This is a genomic window from Neotabrizicola paludis, from assembly GCF_044142105.1.
Taxonomy (GTDB): domain Bacteria; phylum Pseudomonadota; class Alphaproteobacteria; order Rhodobacterales; family Rhodobacteraceae; genus Pseudogemmobacter.
Map to the genome: position 1 here is coordinate 1 of NZ_JBGTYM010000001.1, position 16,445 is coordinate 16,445.

The following is a 16,445-nucleotide window of genomic DNA, read 5'->3' on the forward strand; positions in this document are numbered from 1 at the left end:
GTCAGGATGCCCCTGATCACGGGAGAGAGCCAGCGCCAGTACTATCAGGGCCTGACCTTTGTTTCTGAGGCGACCGGACTTGAGAGCGAGGTTCTGGACTCCACCATCGGCAGTTCTGGCGGTGCGCATATTCAGGTCAAGATGCGCCAGTCTGATTTCCCGACACTGCCGGTCGTGGCGGGCGGCGCGCATTGTCGGGTTCCAGACAGCGCTGCCGCAAATGTTCTGGCAGACGGATGGTGCGACTGGTTCAACTCTTCGTCGCCGCAGGCTGGCTTCTCGTCCTACAATCCTTCGCCTAACAAGACCTATTCCTATGGCGGCGTGATCTCGGGCCGCATTCCCGACGGTTATCGCCCCATCGAAACGCCCGGCGCCTTCCTTTACATGGCAAAGGCTCTGGGCTTCTGGCCGACGGGAGAGGCGCAATATGAGATTGCCCTGAAGGCGACCGTTAACACGATCCGCCCGAATTTCCCCGGTCCAGGCCTTATGAACATCCCGTGGACCGGAACATCATTCGGTCGTCAGGTGTGGGAGGCGCACGCCGCCACGCTAGGCATTCCGACCTGACCTGCGCTGCGATGCCGCCACTAAAGCCACTGCCCCCAGAAGCAGGGGGGCGGTGGCCGGAAGCGGAACTGGTACTGTATCGGTGTAGAGGATGAGAGAAGCGTTTCCTTCCGGCCCGGCACGAACAAGGGTTTCTTCCGTCCACGTGCGGAAACCTCCTAGCCATATGCCATCGACGCCAAGAGATCCTGAGCTTGTGCCGCCGCCGCCGATCGGTCGAGTGTGCGGGCCATAAACGACCTTGAACCAGTCAGTGTCACCCGCCGCCGCTGAGAAATAAAAATAGAATCTGGTAGGCTCTGTAGTTTTCGGGGCGTATAGCGTCAGCAAGCTATCCCCTGGCAGATCCCCGTCCACCGCCTCATCCCAGAGCGTGACCGTCGCCGCCCCCGCCTGTCCCGCCCAGATCGCAGCTGCAGCTGCAAGCAAAACCCGCTTCATAGAAACCCCCGTGAACCAAAAATAAGGCTACAGGAACGCACGGGTCTGTGATTCTGGAAAGAGGGTTTGCGCTAACGAGGTTGGAACCACTGACCTAATCCGCCCGTCAGAATAGGCAGTGCCTCAGGAGCGCCGCGGCAGTGCGACGACCGTGGCCGCGCTTCCGATCACAAACCGCGCCCACTTGTCCATCAAGGCGCGCCGGCGCTCTAGGAGATCGGACCTGGCATAGCTGCGTTCGACGCGGCCCCCGACCGCGTGTCCCAGGGCCGTCTCTGCGACGTCATATCCAGCTGCGTCAGTGTCTTGGACCCATGTTCGGAAGGACGTGCGGAAGCCGTGCGGGCGGCCCACGATTTTCAAGGCATCCAGCGCGAGTTCTGTCGCGCGGCTCGAGATCGGCTTGCCGCGATGGCCCGGGAACATGACGCCGTCGAACAGGTCAGCATGCGGGCGGCACGCCTCGACGATTTCCAGCGCCTCCGCGCTGAGGGGCACGCGGAAATCTCCGACCTTCCCCTCGCGACCTTTGACCCGGTCGGCCGGGACCGTCCAGATGTCGTCGGTGATCTCCGACAAGCGGGCGCCGCGGCAACCATCGCTTCGAACGACTGTCAGGATCATCCACCTGAGGCAGAGGTGGGAGGTCAAGGCGCTCTCGGACAACCTGGCATAGAGCGCCGGCATATCCTGCCACGGTGTTGCCTCTGTTGGCTGGATCCTGCGGATGAGCGGCCCGAGACGTTGCTTTGCGGCTTCGACGACGAACGGATCGACGTCGAGACCGGACAGCTTTGCATGACGGAAGACGATTGCGAGGCGCTGCGCGGCTTTCTCGGCTGTCGCGGTCTTCTTTTTCCAGATCGGTGCAAGCACGTCGCGCAGGTCGGCCTGTGTGATCGTCACGATGCGCCGCTTGCCCAGTTTCGGCATGACATGGATGGCGAGAGGCGACATCCAGCGCCCCCGTTCCCCGCCACCGCGCAGGCTCTCCTTCTTCGCCTCGAGAACTTCCTTGGCAACCTCTTCGAGCGTCGGGTCGTGCGCGTCGATCGCCTGGCGCTCTGCTTCCATCTGCCGGGTGCGCTCCGAGATCGGGTCCACGCCGGCGCCGAGGACACCCTCCCAACGGTCTCTCGAACGGCGCGCGTCCGCCAGGGATACGGACGGCCACGCGCCCAGGCCCATCTCGCGCCGCCGCCCGGCGATGGAGTAGCGCCATACCCATTTGCCAGCCAGGCCGTCCTTGTCGAGGTGAAGACCGCCGCCGTCCTGCAGCTTGCCGCTCTCTGTCGCCCTGATCGCGACGACGGTGAGCTTGTTGCGTGCCCTCGGCATCCAGTCCCCCAATTAGCCCCACAATTGGCGTCCGCTGCAGCCGGTTTAGACCGGACGCCCTCGGACAGTTAGAGGCGAAGGACGGGCAAGGGATCAAGGGGGTTCGGACACTATCGGACGGCTTCGTGTTCGGTTTCTGTTCTTTTCATCCGCACCAGCCCGGCCCGGGTCCCGCACAGGGATCCGGGCCTTGTCTTTTCCGGTCCCTGCCTGGCTCGGAGAATTTATCTGAAATCCGCAGTTTAACCCGGATTTAGGCGGCTTTCCCCCAGACTGCGCGCCAACGGCCCGGCATCCTGCCCGGCCCCGGGGCGGCTTGGGCAGATGGCGACCTATTACGGCGGCACGGGCAATGACACGATCCTCGGGTCGATCCTGAATGACACGCTCTTTGGCAATGCCGGCAATGACAGCCTGAACGGCGGCTGGCTTGACGACCAGATCTATGGCGGCACCGGCGACGACACGATCCTGGGCGATCTGGGCTATGACAGGCTTTACGGCGACGTCGGCAACGACCTGATCTATGGCGGCGACGACACCTATGACGACAGCTATGGCGGCGACGGCAACGACACGATCTATGGCGGCAACAGCGGCGGCGACTATTCCTTCGGAGGCGCCGGCGACGACCTGATCTATGACGGCGACGGCAATGACCTGAGCCGGGGCGCGCAGGGCAATGACACGCTCTATGGCGGCCTGGGCAATGACACCGATGCCGGGGGCACCGGCAATGACCAGGTCTATGGCGGGGCGGGCAATGATTCCGTCGCCGGCGATGACGGGCGGGATTCGGTCTATGGCGGCACCGAGAATGACACGGTGCAGGGGGGGCAGGGCAGCGACCTGCTGGATGGCGGCGATGGCGCCGACCTGATCCGCGGCGATATCCGCACCTTCAGCCCGGGGGCCTACCCGTCAGGCGGGACCGGCAGCGCCACGACATTTGCCGTCACCAATAGCTCGACCCTGGCGGTCGATCTGTACTGGATCGACGGCAGCGGCGTGACGCATCTGCAGGCCACGCTCCTCCCCGGCCAGAGCTGGAGCGGCGCGACGCTGAGCGACAGCAACTACATGCTGACCGATGCAACGACGGGGGATTACCTGTCGGTCTATGTCGGCGGCATGAACCAGACGATCAGCTTCACCGAGGATTTCAACGACACGATCACCGGCGGCCAGGGTGCCGACACGATCTATGGCGATTACGGCAGTGATTCCGTCGATGCAGGGTCCGAGCATGATCTGGTCTATGGCGGAGCGGGCAATGACACGGTCACCGGCGGCGCGGGCGATGACACGATCGACCTGGGCGCGGGCGACGATGTGGTCGGCGACTGGAGCAACAACGCCGGCAATGACCTGATCTATGGCGGGGCGGGCAATGACCTGATCTATGGGGGCGCCGACACGGACACGCTCTATGGCGGCAGCGGCAATGACACGCTTTCGGGCGGGGTCGGCGCAGACACGCTCTATGGCGGGTCGGGCAATGACGTGGCGATCATCACCGATGACCACCAGTCCGATCTGTACGACATGGGCGAGGAGGCGGGCGATGCCGATGCGCTGTGGTTTGGCACCTATGCCCAGACCAATGGCGTCAGCGTCACCTTCACCGGCACGGATGCCGGCACCTATGGCTATGCCGGCGGGGCGAGCGGCAGTTTCACCGGGGTCGAGCAGATCTCGGGCACCGCATATGGCGACACGATCACCGCCGCGGCCGACAGCGATGGCGTGACGATCTGGGGCAATGACGGCGCGGATTCGATCACCGGCGGCAGCGGCGCCGATGTGATCGAGGGCCGCGCCGGCAATGACACGATCTACACCGATCTGGGCAATGACACGGCCTATGGCGGCGCGGGCGACGATCTGATCGACGACCGGCCCGGCACGGTGCCGGACGGCTATCAGCAGCTCGTCTATGGCGGCGCGGGCAATGACACGGTTTTCACCGGCGGCGGCGCCGACACGATCTTCGGCGGAGACGGCAATGACGCGCTGATGGGCGAGGCGGGCAATGATCTGATCCTGGGCGAAGCAGGCAATGACACGCTGGCGGGCGGGGCGGGCGAGGATACGCTTTATGGCGGGGCCGGGGCTGACAGCGTCAGCGGGGATGCGGGGAATGACCTGATCCTGGTCGATGACGGCGATGGCGCCAGTGACTTGGCCTATGGCGGGGCGGGCAATGACACGCTGATCGCGCGGATCGACTATACCGGCGGCAGCGATTCGCTTTACGGCGGCGCCGACCGCGATGTGCTGATCGCCGGCGCGGGTAGTCATGTCGAAGGCGGTGAGGCGGGCGATGATTTCGACACGCTCGACCTGTCTTCGACCCCTTATGTCGGCGCGAATGTCACCTTCAGCGGCGACGGGGCGGGCACGGCCTCGAGCATGGGCTTCACGCTGACGTTCAGCGAGATCGAGGCGATCAAGACCACCGATCACGGCGACAGCGTCGATGCCGGCGCCGATAGCGGGGGGATGCAGGTCACCCTGGGCGCGGGCGATGACAGCGCCATCGGCGGATCGGGCAGTGACACGATCTATGGTGAAACGGGCAATGACCTGATCCGGGGCGGGGCGGGCAATGACAGGCTGTTTGGCGATGCGGGCAATGACGCGCTGGCGGGCGGGGCGGGAAATGACACGCTGACCGGCGGCGGCGGCGCTGATGTTTTCGGCTTCGACCGTGGTTCGGGCGTCGACCGGGTGACCGATTTCGACATGACGCTGGTCGATGGCCACACGACCGACCGGCTGGATGTCAGCGATCTGCGCAACCCGGATGGCAGCCCGCTGCATTGGGGCGATTTCACCCTTGCCGATGACGGGCAGGGCAATACGCTTTTGACCTTCCCGCAAGGCGAGGCGGTGGTGCTGGTCGGGGTGGCGCCCGGACATCTTGGCAAGCTTGAGGCGCATCAGATGGGGCTGCCCTGTTTCACTGCAGGCACGCTGATCGACACGCCGGGCGGACGGCGCAGGGTGGAGGCGTTGCGGGCGGGCGATCTGGTCCTGACGCCAGCAGGGCCGGCCCCGGTCTTGTGGGCGGGCGGGCGGCAGATCGGGGCCGAGGAGCTGGCGGCGCGGCCGGTGCTGCGCCCGGTGTTGATCCGGCGCGGCGCGCTGGGCAATGACCGGCCGCTGATCCTGTCGCGGCAACATGCCGTTCTGGTCGCCGGACCGGGCGGGGTGCCAGCCCTGGCACGGGCGGGACAATTGGCCAAGCTGGGCAAGGGCGCCTTCCGGGTGCAGGCGGGGCGGCGCCGGGTCTGGTATCATCATCTGCTTCTCGCCCGGCACGGGTTGGTGCGGGCGAATGGCGCCTGGGTCGAGACCTTGTGGCCCGGGCCTGCGGCTCTTGCGGGACTGGGCGCGGGGGCCGTGGCCGAGATTTCCCTTGCGCTGCCCTGGCTGGGCGCGGCGCTGGCGGCGCCTGGGCTGGTGCCGCTGTTCTACGGGCCGCGCATCGCGCCGGTGCTGACCGGGCCCGTCCTGCGGGCCTTGCCGCGCCTTGCGCCGGTGGGGGGCGAATCCTTGCCCGGGACCGCGCATCCGCCCAAGGCGCGCGCCGCGCTTCGAGAGATGAACAAATTTCCCGCAGAACCGCATCAGACTGCGCCCTTTTCCCGCATCGCACCTTGAACCGCTTTTCGAGTCACTTGCCCGTTGCATTGCTCTGCGGCATTTGCTTACGTCCAAGGCAACAAGAGCGCAGGAACACCTGCCAGAAGTCAGGGAGACAGGGGTGGCTGCAGCAACCCAAAGCGACGCTTTCGTCGCGTTCGATCATGTGCAGAAAAGCTATGATGGCGTGAGCCTGGTGGTGAAGGACCTCAACCTTGCCATTGGCAAGGGTGAATTCCTGACCATGCTTGGCCCCTCGGGCAGCGGGAAAACGACCTGTCTGATGATGCTGGCCGGGTTCGAGACCGCGACCCATGGCGAGATCACGCTGGATGGCCGCCCGATCAACCAGGTGCCGCCCCACAAGCGCGGCATCGGCATGGTGTTCCAGAATTATGCGCTTTTCCCGCATATGACGGTGGGCGAGAACCTGTCTTTTCCGCTGGAAGTGCGCGGGATGGGCAAGCCCGAGCGTGAGGCCAAGATCGCCCGCGCGCTGGACATGGTGCAGATGGGGGCCTTTGCCAGCCGCCGCCCGGCGCAGCTTTCGGGCGGGCAGCAGCAGCGCATCGCGCTGGCCCGTGCGCTGGTCTTCGATCCCAAGCTTGTGCTGATGGACGAACCTCTGGGCGCTCTCGACAAGCAATTGCGCGAGCATATGCAGTTCGAGATCAAGCATCTGCACGAAAGCCTGGGTATCACCGTGGTCTATGTGACCCATGATCAGGGCGAGGCCCTGACCATGTCGGATCGCGTGGCGGTCTTCAACGATGGCCGTATCCAGCAGCTTGCGCCGCCCGCCGACCTGTATGAGCGGCCCGACAATAGCTTTGTCGCGGGCTTCATCGGCGAGAACAACAAGCTGATGGGCGTGATCGAGGATCTGTCGGGCGAGAAGGCGACCGTGCGGCTGACGTCCGGCGAGCTGATCGATGCAACCCCTGTCAATGTCAGGGAAAAGGGCCAGAAGACCCTGGTGTCGATCCGGCCCGAACGGGTGGAGTTCAAGCCCTCGATGATGCCCGCGGGCGCCCATACGCTGGACGCGACCGTGACCGAGGTGATCTATATGGGGGATATCCTGCGCGTGGTGCTGCGCGTCGCCGGGCAGGATGGCTTTGTCATGAAGATGCGCAACACGCTGGGGCAGACAAAGCTTGCGCCCGGCGAGGCGATCAAGGTGGGCTGGCATCCGCAAGACGCCCGCGCGCTGGATCCGTGAGAGATCGCCGCGGACCGGGCGGCAAGACCCGACGCGGCCAAGATGTCTATCAAAAGGTTCAACCTGGGAGAAACGAATGAAGAAAGTCCTGATCCTGACCACCGCTCTTTGCGGCATGGCCTTCGCGGCCAATGCCGAAGTGACGGTGCTGTCCTGGGGTGGCGCCTATGGCGCGGCCCAGACCGAAGGGCATCTGAAGCCCTTCACCGCCAAGACCGGCATCGCCACCACGATGACCGACAGCGACAACCCCGCCACCCCGATCAAGGCCATGGTCGAAGCCGGCAACGTCACCATCGACGTGGCCTCGGTGGAATATGCCGACGCGATCCGTCTGTGCGACGAGGGCCTGCTGGAGCCGATCGACATCAACAGCCTGCCCGCGGGCGATGACGGCACCCCGGCGGCCGAGGACTTCCTGGCCGGCGCGGTCACCGATTGCGGCGTTTCGACCGATATCTGGGCGAATATCTATGCCTATGACACCACCAAATTCGCCGCCGATGCCGCGCCGAAGACCGTGGCCGACTTCTTCGATCTCGAGAAGTTCCCGGGCAAGCGCGGCTTGAAGAAAGGCGCCAAGGCGGTGCTGGAATTCGCGCTGATGGGCGATGGCGTTCCGGCGTCGGAAGTCTATGCGACGCTGTCGACGCCGGAAGGCGTGGACCGCGCCTTCGCCAAGCTCGACACGATCAAGAAGGACGTGGTCTGGTGGGAAGCGGGCGCCCAGCCGCCGCAGCTTCTGGCCGATGGCGAAGTGGTGATGGCGACCGCCTATAATGGCCGGATCTTCAATGCCGCCGTGGCCGAGGGCAAGCCGTTCCAGATCGTCTGGGATGGTCAGATCTACGAAAACGAGATGTATGTGATCCCGAAGGGCGCGCCGCATATGGCCGATGCGCTGGAATTCGTGAAATACGCCACCTCGACCGAGGGTCTGCGCGCCCAGGCCAAATACATCTCTTATGGTCCGGCCCGGAAGTCGGCGCTGAAGGACGAGCTGCTGTTCAATGACGGCAAGACCGTCATGGGGCCGCATCTGCCGACCGCGCCCGAGAACATGACCAACGCTCTGGAATCGAATTTCGAGTTCTGGGTCGACAAGGACGCCGAACTGAACGAGCGGTTCAACGCCTGGCTTGCTTCGAACTAAGTCTGAGCGGGGGTCGGCGGCACATGCCGGCCCCCTTTTCTCTTCCTATGCCGCCGGACCGACCGAAGAATGAGCGACGCCACCGTCTCTGCCCCCCTGACCACTGCCGATGGACGCCCGCTGAAAGCGGCGCTGGCCGCGGCCCAGGCCCGTGCCAAGCGCCGGGCTTTCCTGCTGGTGCTGCCACTTCTGCTGTTCGTGCTGCTGACCTTTGTCATTCCGATCGGGCAGATGCTGCACCGGTCGGTCTATCATGATGGCTTTTCCGCCAATGCGCCCGCCGTCTCGGCCTGGTTCGCGGCGAACCCGGCGGGCACGCCGCCGGATGAGGCCGCTTTCGCGGCCCTGGCGAGCGATTTCAAGACGATGAAGGCCGAGAAGACCGCGGGCGAGGCGGGCACGCGGGTGAATTACACCCTGCCGGAATCGCGCTCTCTTTTCACCAAGACGGCGCGGGTGGCCGATGATCTGGCGCCGCCCTACAAGGACGCCTTCCTGGCAGTGGACAAGAAATGGGGCGACGGGCTGGTCTGGGAGGCGATGCGGTCATCCTCCAGCGCCTATACGAGCGATTTCTACCTGAGCGGGCTGGATCTTGAGCGCACCGCCGATGGCGGGATCGAGCGCGTGCCGCCGAAAGAGCGGATCTATGTCTATCTCTATCTCAAGACCTTTGCGCTTTCGGGGCTGATCACCTTCATCTGCCTGCTGCTGGCCTTTCCGGTCGCGCATCTGCTGGCGACGCTGCCGATGGCCAAGGCCAACCTGCTGATGATCCTGGTTCTTCTGCCGTTCTGGACCTCGCTTCTGGTGCGCACGACAAGCTGGATGGTGCTGTTGCAGGGGCAGGGGGTCGTGAACAACGCGCTGGTCGCGATGGGGCTGATCGGCACCGATGGCCGGCTGTCGATGATGTACAATCAGACCGGCACGATCATCGTGATGACGCATATCCTGCTGCCCTTCATGATCCTGCCGCTCTATTCGGTCATGCGGGTGATCCCGCCGAGCTATGCCCGCGCGGCGCGCAGCCTGGGCGCGACCAGCTGGACCACCTTCCGCCGCATCTACCTGCCGCAGACCCTGCCGGGGATCGGGGCGGGGGCCTTGTTGGTCTTCATCCTGGCGGTCGGCTATTACATCACCCCGGCCCTGGTCGGCGGCGCGGATGGGCAGCTTTTCTCGAACCTGATCCAGTTCCACATGTCGAAATCGAACTGGTCGATGGCGGCTGCCCTTTCGGCGATGCTGCTGGTCGGCATCCTGCTGCTGTACTGGTTGTATGACCGTCTGGTCGGCATCGACAAACTCAAGCTCGGGTGATCTGACATGGCGCTTCCCACCTATGCCGACCCTCTCGAGCGGATCTGGCACTATACCTATATCGTGATCTGCGCGGCGGTCTTCGTCTTCCTGATCTCGCCGATCCTGATCGTCATTCCGCTGTCCTTCAACGCCGAGCCCTACTTCACCTTCACCCAGAAGATGCTGACGCTGGACCCGACCGGCTACAGCCTGCGCTGGTATGATGAATTGCTGACCTATGGCATGCAGGCGCCCGAGGCCGAGCGGGGCGGGGTCTGGTTCTCGGACATGTGGAACAATTCGGCCTGGGTGAAGGCGGCCAAGAACTCGCTGATCGTGGGGTTCTGGGCGACGATCTTCGCGACCGTGCTGGGCACGCTGGCGGCGCTGGGCCTGTCGCGGCCCGAGATGCCCTATCGCCGTGCGATCATGGCAATCCTGATCTCGCCGATGATCGTGCCGATCATCATCATCGCGACCGGGCTGTTCTTCTTCTACTCGAACCCGTGCAGCATGCTGGGCTTCAGCTGTGGGCGGCTGACCTCGACCTATCTGGGCGTGATTCTGGCCCATACCGCGCTGGGTATTCCCTTCGTCATCATCACCGTGACGGCAACGCTGTCGGGTTTTGACCAGAGCCTGATCCGCGCGGCGGCAAGCCTGGGCGCCAATCCGCGCACGACCTTTTTCAAGATCATCATGCCGCTGATCCTGCCGGGCGTGATCTCGGGCGCGCTGTTTGCCTTTGTCACCTCGTTCGATGAGGTGGTGGCGGTGCTGTTCCTGGCGGGACCCGAGCAGCAGACCATTCCGCGCCAGATGTGGAACGGCATCCGCGAGCAGATCAGCCCGGCGATCCTGGCGGTGGCGACGATCCTTGTGGTGATCTCGATCGCGCTTCTGGCCTCGGTCGAGCTGTTACGGCGGCGGTCGGACCGGCTGCGGGGCGTGACCGGGCGCTGATGGGGGGCGGCCCGTTCGGCCGCTTCCTTCTCCGCGCCTGAGGGATGACCCGCGCGGGGCCTTAGGGCAGGATATGCAGCCAGAGCCAGATCGTCAGGATCGAGCTTGCCGTGCCGATCAGCACGCTTGAGGCGGCGACCCGTTTCGCCACGCCGTAATTATGGGCGAAGAGATAAGCGTTGACGCCGGGGGCCATGGCGGCGGTCATCACCGCCGAGCGGAGCTGGTCACGATCCAGCGCGAAGACGCCGCGCGCCAGGCCATAGGTGATGGCCGGATGGACGATGATCGACAGGACGCAGCACATGGCGATGGCCTTCATGTCGCCCTCGGGCCGGTAGCGCAGCAGGACGCCGCCCAGGCCGAACAGCGCGGCGGGCACCGCGGCGCGGGTGATCAGATCTAGGAACCCCGCCATGGCCGCAGGGATGGGCAGGCCCGAGACGTTGAAGGCCAGACCTGACAGCACGCCGATCACCAGAGGCTGGGTGAAAACCCCGCGCAGGATCTGCCGGATCAGCGACAGCGGGTCGGCCAGCCTGCCATGCGAGCGGACCAGTTCCATCATCACGATGCCGAAGATGTAGAAAAGCGGCGAATGCAGCGCGATGATCGCGAAATTCCCCGCCAGCGCACCGGGGCCATAGGCGCGTTCGGTGATCGGCACGCCCAGAAGCAGCGTGTTCGAGAAGAGACAGATGAAGCCGATCGCGACGCAATCCTCGAGAGGGCGGCGGAACAGCAGGCGCGCGCCCAGAAAGCCCAGACCGAAACAGGTGAAGGCACCAATATAGAAGGACAGGAACAGCGAGACTTCCGCCTCGGCGCCAAAATCCAGGGTCGCGATGGATTTGAACAGCAGGACGGGGATGGCGAAGCTTTGGGCAAAGCGCATCAGCCCGTCGACCGCCGCTTCTCCGAAACTCAGCCAGCGCGCTGCGGCATAGCCAAAGCCGATGACCAGGAAGACGGGCAGAATGACATCGAGAAGCGCGCTCACACCTGGTTCTCGTAGGTGATCTGCATCCCGTCATAGGCGGCGAAGACATGGGCGGGGGTCTCGGCCTCGACCACGGCATGATCCAGATCGACATGCATATTGGTCAGCACGGCACGGACCGGCCTGGCCCGGGCGATCCAGCTTAGCGTCATCGCCAGATGGGCATGGGTCGGGTGCGGCTTGCGGCGCAGGGCATCGACCACCCAGCAATCCAGACCTTCGAGCAAGGGCCAGCTTTCCTCGGGGATCGCCACGGCATCGGGCAGATAGGCCAGCGGCCCGATGCGGAAGCCAAGCGCATCGGTCGGGCCGTGATTGGCCTCGAAAGGGTGAAGGACGACATCCCCGCCCGCGCCGGAAATGGTGACCGGACCGTCGATGGTGTGCAGGTCAAGGATCGGCGGATAGGGGCTGCCCTTGGGCTGCACGAAAGCATAGCCGAAGCGTGACAGCAGCGCCTCCTGCGTCGGACCATCGGCCCAGACGGGCAGGCGGTGGCGCAGGTTGAAGGTGATCTGCCGCAGATCGTCGATGCCATGCATGTGGTCGGCATGGGAATGGGTATAGACCACAGCATCCAGCCGCCCGATCCCGGCATCCAGCAACTGGTCGCGCATGTCGGGCGAGGTGTCGATCAGCACGGCGGTGGTGCCGCTTTCGGTCTCGCGCTCGACCAGAAGCGAGCAGCGGCGGCGGCGGTTCTTGGGGTTCGCGGGGTCGCATTCACCCCATTCGCCGCCCAGTCTGGGCACGCCCCCTGACGAGCCGCAGCCCAGGATGGTGAAGCGGAGCGTTGCCATCAGGCGGCCTGCGCGGCGCGGGCCGCCTTGCGGAACAGCCGGTCGAAATTCGCCGTGGTCGCGGCGCGGAACTGCGCTTCGCTCAGGCCGAAGACCTGGGCGCCTGCCTTGGCGGTATGGGCGACATAGGCCGGTTCGTTGCGCTTGCCGCGGAAGGGCGGCGGGGCAAGATAGGGGCTGTCGGTTTCCACAAGGATGCGGTCCAGCGGCGCGCCCGCGAAGATTTTGCGCAGATCCTGGCTTTTCGGGAAGGCGGCGATGCCGGACATGGACAGGTAGAACCCCATTTCCAGCGCCGCTTCGGCCAGACGCGGGCCGGAAGAAAAGCAATGCATCACACAAGCATAGGGCTTGCGGCGATAGCCTTCCTGCAGGATCGCCTCCATGTCGGCATCGGCATCGCGGGCATGGATGACAAGGGGCAGTCCGGTTTCCTGCGCCGCCTCGATATGCAGGCGCAGCTGCGCCTGCTGGGCGGGTGCGCTGTCGGGGGTGTAGTGATAGTCAAGGCCGGTCTCGCCGATGGCGACCAGCTTGGGGTGGCGCGCCACCTCGAGCAGATGGTCCAGCGTTTCGGGCGCTTCTTCGGTCACGCTCATCGGGTGCAGACCATAGGCCCAGAACACGCCTTCATGCGCTTCGGCGATGACGCGCACCTTGGCGATGGAGCGCGGTCTGGTGCAGATCGAGACGATGCGGGTGACGCCCGCGGCGCGGGCGCGCGCCAGGATCGCGTCAAGCTCGCCGTCGAAATCGGGGAAATCGAGGTGGCAATGGCTGTCCACCAGGTCGGGCAGCGCGGCGGAGGAAGCGGTGTCGGGTTGCATCAGCCTGCGGTGGCGAGATGACCCGCCGTCTCGTCGATCCGAAAAAGCATATCCATCAGAAGGGCGGCGGGGTCAAGGTTCACCGCCTTGCCGCGCCTTGCCCTTTGCGTAAGGTTTTGGGCAAGATCGGCCCAGATCAGTGCGGCGCGCGTGTCGGGGGCGAGACGGGCAAACAGCTCGGCCTCGCCGGGGCCCGCCTCGGGCGGGGTCTGGCGGCTGACGGCGGCGCGCGACAGACGGGCCAGGAACAGGTCGATCAGGGTCAGGGTCAGATCGAAGGCCTCGGGATTGCCGCGCGCGGCGGCGGCCTCGGCCAGTGCGATGACGCGGGTCCGGTCCAGGCGCGGCAGGTCGCGGAACAGGCGCAGCAGGGCGGCATAGGCGGCCAGCCCGTCCAGATTGGTCAGCCGGAATGCCTCGCCCGCCGAACCGCCCGCCAGTTCCGAAAGGGCGACGGCCTGGTCGGGGTCGATCGCCCCTCCCGCCTGATCCAGCGCATGGGCCATATCCTCGGGCGAGAGTGGCAAGAGGCGCAATTCGCGGCAGCGCGAGCGGATCGTGGGCAAAAGGCGCGCGGGCTGGTGCGAGATCAGCAGGAAGGTGACGCCCGGCGGCGGTTCTTCCAGCACTTTCAGCAGCGCGTTGGCGGCGGAAGGGTTCATCTCGTCGATCGAGTCGATGATCGCGACGCGCGCCCCGCCATCGGCGGCAGACAGCGCGAAGAATTTTTTCAGCGCGCGGACCTCTTCCACCGTGATCACCTGCGACAACGCGCTGCCGGTCTTGTTGGCGCCCCGGCGCAACAGGAAAAGCCGGGGCTCGGCCAAAGCCCGCATCCTGCGGGCGACCGGGTGTTCAGGATCAATGTCCAGGCTTTCGGGCGGCGGCGGCGCGCCGAACAGTCCGCCGCCATCATCGGCAGGCGTGGCAAGCAGGAAGCGCGCGATGCGCCAGGCCAGCGTCGCCTTGCCCAGGCCGCGCGGCCCGGTCAGCATCCAGGCATGGTGCAGGCGGCCGCGCGCATGAGCGGCAAGGAACTCGGCCTCGGCCAAGCCATGGCCGTAAAGCCGCGCTGTTTCGCGCGGGTGGGGGGCGCCTTCCAGGCGGTCGGCTTCGGGCAGGGGATCCTGGGTGGCGGCCATGGCACAGCAATGCCATGCGGCGGCGCGGGGGGGAAGGGGGAACGCCCCCTCGCCCCGGCGCCCGACCGCCCAGCGGGGGGCGGGCGCGCAGGATTTCTGCACGTTCTTCGCCTGTGGGGCCCCAGGGGCTCTGTCCCGCGCCAGCGGTTCTCGGACCGATGGCCTGCCGCTGGCCGCCCCGGAATATCTGGATCAAGATGAAGGGTTTAGCGCCGGGCCTGACGCTTCAGTCCTGCGGCAGATGCGGTGTGACGCTTTCTAGCACCCGGGCGGCGACTGCCTCGGGCGCGGCATCGCCCGCGATCACGCGGAAGCGGGTCTTGTGGTTTTCGGCCAGGGCCAGGAAACCCGCCCGCGCGCGTTTCTGGAAGGCAAGCCCCATATCCTCGAACCGCATTTCGCCGCCGCGGCGGGCGACGGCGCGGGACAGGCCGATTTCGGGGTCGATGTCGATCAGCACGGTCAGGTCGGGCTCGGTTCCGATCATCAGGGCGTGCAGCCGGTCGACCGTCTGGGTCAGGTCGCCACGGGTGATGCCCTGGAAGATGCGGGTCGAATCGGCGAAGCGGTCGCAGATCACCACCGCGCCCCGGGCAAGGGCCGGGCGGATCGTCTTTTCCAGATGGTCGCGGCGGGCAGCGGTGAACAGCAGGATCTCGGTTTCCGCCGACCAGCGCGCGGGATCGCCTTCCAGCACGAGGCGGCGAATGTCCTCGGCGCCGGGGCTGCCGCCCGGCTCACGCGTCAGCACGACCTCATGGCCGCGCGCGCGCAGGGTCTCGGCCAGCATCCGTGCCTGGGTCGATTTGCCCGAGCCGTCGACGCCTTCGAAGGACAGGAAGAAGCCTTGCATCCGCTTGCGTCAGGAGGCCGGGGCCACGCCGCCGATATAGGTGGACCAGAGATAGGTGGCAGCGGTCTTGAGCCGGCCGGTGAAACCCGCCTTGGCGACATCGCTTTCCGCCACCAAGGCGATGCGGCGATCGGGCAGGTCGGGGATGTGCAGGATCAATTCGGCCACGCGCGAGCCCTTGACCACGGGCGCGATCAGCGGGCCCTTGTAGACGACCTCGGCCTCGATCTTGTCCTGCACCAGCGCAGGCACCAGAAGCCGAAGGTCCTTTTCCGGCACCAGGCCCACGGTCTGCACCGCGCCCATATGCACTTCGGCCTCGGCGACGCGGACGCCCTGATGCGCCACGGTCTTCTCGGCGAATTGGCGGAAGGCCCAACCGACGATACGCTCGGATTCCTCGGCCCGGGCGGTGTCCGAGGGCAGGCCGGTGATGGCAAAGATCACCCGGCGCTCGCCCTGCTTGGCGCTGCCGACAAGGCCATAGCCCGCTTCGGATGTGTGGCCGGTCTTCAGCCCGTCGGCGCCGACGCCCAGTTTCAGGAGCGGGTTGCGGTTGTGCCGATTGTCGGGCGCGCGGTCCTTGTAGTTGAACTCGGTCTCGGCAAAGATCGGATAATATTCAGGGAATTCCTCGATCAGCCGTTGGGCCAGGATGCCGAGATCGCGCATCGACATGCGCTGGGTGGGGTCGGGCCATCCACTGGCATTGGCGAAATGCGAACTGGTCATGCCAAGCGCCTTGGCGCGTTCGGTCATCTGGCGGGCAAAGGCCTCTTCCGTCCCGGCAAGGCCTTCGGCCACCACGACACAGGCGTCATTGCCCGAATTGATGATCATGCCATGGATCAGTTCCTCGACCGTGGGCCGGTCGGTTTCTTGCAGGAACATGGTCGAGCCGCCCATGGATTTGGCTCGGGCCGAAACGGCGAACTGGGTTTGCAACGTCACGCGGCCGTCGCGCAGCGCCTCGAACAGCATGTTGATCGTCATCAGCTTCGACATGCTGGCGGGCGGGACCGGCTGATCGGCATTCTTGTCCATCAAGACCGTATGCGTGGTCACATCATAGACCCAGGCGGCGGTGGCCTGGGTCTCGAAGGCGCGCGCGGGCAGGATCGCGGCGGCCAGCAGGGCGGCGGTGACGGCGGCAAGGCGGAGGTGACGGAACATGGGGCCT

13 protein-coding genes are annotated in these 16,445 nt (G+C 65.5%); 6 read left to right on the forward strand and 7 right to left on the reverse strand.

From position 1 onward, the window contains the following. A partial coding sequence (locus tag ACED67_RS00005; protein ID WP_395539386.1) for a hypothetical protein occupies positions 1 to 573 on the forward strand: 573 nt, incomplete at its 5' end. 564 nt (positions 574 to 1,137) lie between these two features. On the opposite strand, the gene ACED67_RS00010 is transcribed toward ACED67_RS00005, so the two are convergent. Further along, a complete protein-coding gene (locus tag ACED67_RS00010; RefSeq protein ID WP_395539387.1) occupies positions 1,138 to 2,352 on the reverse strand; it encodes a tyrosine-type recombinase/integrase in 1,215 nt (404 codons plus the stop codon). Positions 2,353 to 2,676: 324 nt separating this feature from the next. Here ACED67_RS00010 and ACED67_RS00015 point away from each other — a divergent pair, with 324 nt between their 5' ends. The 5 genes from ACED67_RS00015 (at position 2,677) to ACED67_RS00035 (ending at position 10,643) form a co-directional block, all read left to right on the forward strand. Next, positions 2,677 to 6,018, forward strand: coding sequence for a Hint domain-containing protein (locus ACED67_RS00015; RefSeq protein ID WP_395539388.1), 3,342 nt, complete (start codon positions 2,677 to 2,679; stop codon positions 6,016 to 6,018). Positions 6,019 to 6,121: 103 nt separating this feature from the next. Beyond that, the gene (locus ACED67_RS00020; RefSeq protein WP_395539389.1) at positions 6,122 to 7,222 is read left to right on the forward strand and encodes an ABC transporter ATP-binding protein; all 1,101 of its coding nucleotides are present in this window, start codon (positions 6,122 to 6,124) and stop codon (positions 7,220 to 7,222) included. A gap of 76 nt (positions 7,223 to 7,298) precedes the next feature. Beyond that, positions 7,299 to 8,375, forward strand: coding sequence for an ABC transporter substrate-binding protein (locus tag ACED67_RS00025; RefSeq protein ID WP_395539390.1), 1,077 nt, complete (start codon positions 7,299 to 7,301; stop codon positions 8,373 to 8,375). 69 nt (positions 8,376 to 8,444) lie between these two features. Continuing rightward, positions 8,445 to 9,698 (forward strand): ABC transporter permease, encoded by a 1,254-nt coding sequence (locus ACED67_RS00030; RefSeq protein ID WP_395539391.1) that lies wholly within the window; start codon positions 8,445 to 8,447, stop codon positions 9,696 to 9,698. A 6-nt stretch (positions 9,699 to 9,704) separates the two neighbouring features. Continuing rightward, positions 9,705 to 10,643, forward strand: coding sequence for an ABC transporter permease (locus tag ACED67_RS00035; RefSeq protein WP_395539392.1), 939 nt, complete (start codon positions 9,705 to 9,707; stop codon positions 10,641 to 10,643). A gap of 61 nt (positions 10,644 to 10,704) precedes the next feature. Here the strand turns inward: ACED67_RS00035 and ACED67_RS00040 are convergent, their stop codons facing one another. The 6 genes from ACED67_RS00040 to ACED67_RS00065 form a co-directional block, all read right to left on the reverse strand. Further along, entirely contained in the window at positions 10,705 to 11,643 is a 939-nt protein-coding gene (locus ACED67_RS00040; RefSeq protein ID WP_395539393.1) for an AEC family transporter, read from the reverse strand. Beyond that, positions 11,640 to 12,443: an MBL fold metallo-hydrolase gene (locus tag ACED67_RS00045; protein WP_395539394.1), complete on the reverse strand. Its 804-nt coding sequence runs from the start codon at positions 12,441 to 12,443 to the stop codon at positions 11,640 to 11,642. The genes ACED67_RS00040 and ACED67_RS00045 overlap by 4 nt, the downstream gene beginning before the upstream one ends. Next, positions 12,443 to 13,270 (reverse strand): TatD family hydrolase, encoded by an 828-nt coding sequence (locus ACED67_RS00050; RefSeq protein ID WP_395539395.1) that lies wholly within the window; start codon positions 13,268 to 13,270, stop codon positions 12,443 to 12,445. Before ACED67_RS00050 ends, ACED67_RS00045 begins: the two co-directional genes overlap by 1 nt. Next, positions 13,270 to 14,412 (reverse strand): DNA polymerase III subunit delta', encoded by a 1,143-nt coding sequence (locus ACED67_RS00055; RefSeq protein WP_395539396.1) that lies wholly within the window; start codon positions 14,410 to 14,412, stop codon positions 13,270 to 13,272. The genes ACED67_RS00050 and ACED67_RS00055 overlap by 1 nt, the downstream gene beginning before the upstream one ends. A gap of 226 nt (positions 14,413 to 14,638) precedes the next feature. Next, a complete protein-coding gene (gene tmk, locus ACED67_RS00060) occupies positions 14,639 to 15,265 on the reverse strand; it encodes a dTMP kinase (RefSeq protein ID WP_395539397.1) in 627 nt (208 codons plus the stop codon). Positions 15,266 to 15,274: 9 nt separating this feature from the next. After that, positions 15,275 to 16,438, reverse strand: a complete 1,164-nt coding sequence (locus tag ACED67_RS00065) for a D-alanyl-D-alanine carboxypeptidase family protein (protein ID WP_395539398.1) — start codon at positions 16,436 to 16,438, stop codon at positions 15,275 to 15,277. Positions 16,439 to 16,445 lie beyond the last annotated feature (7 nt).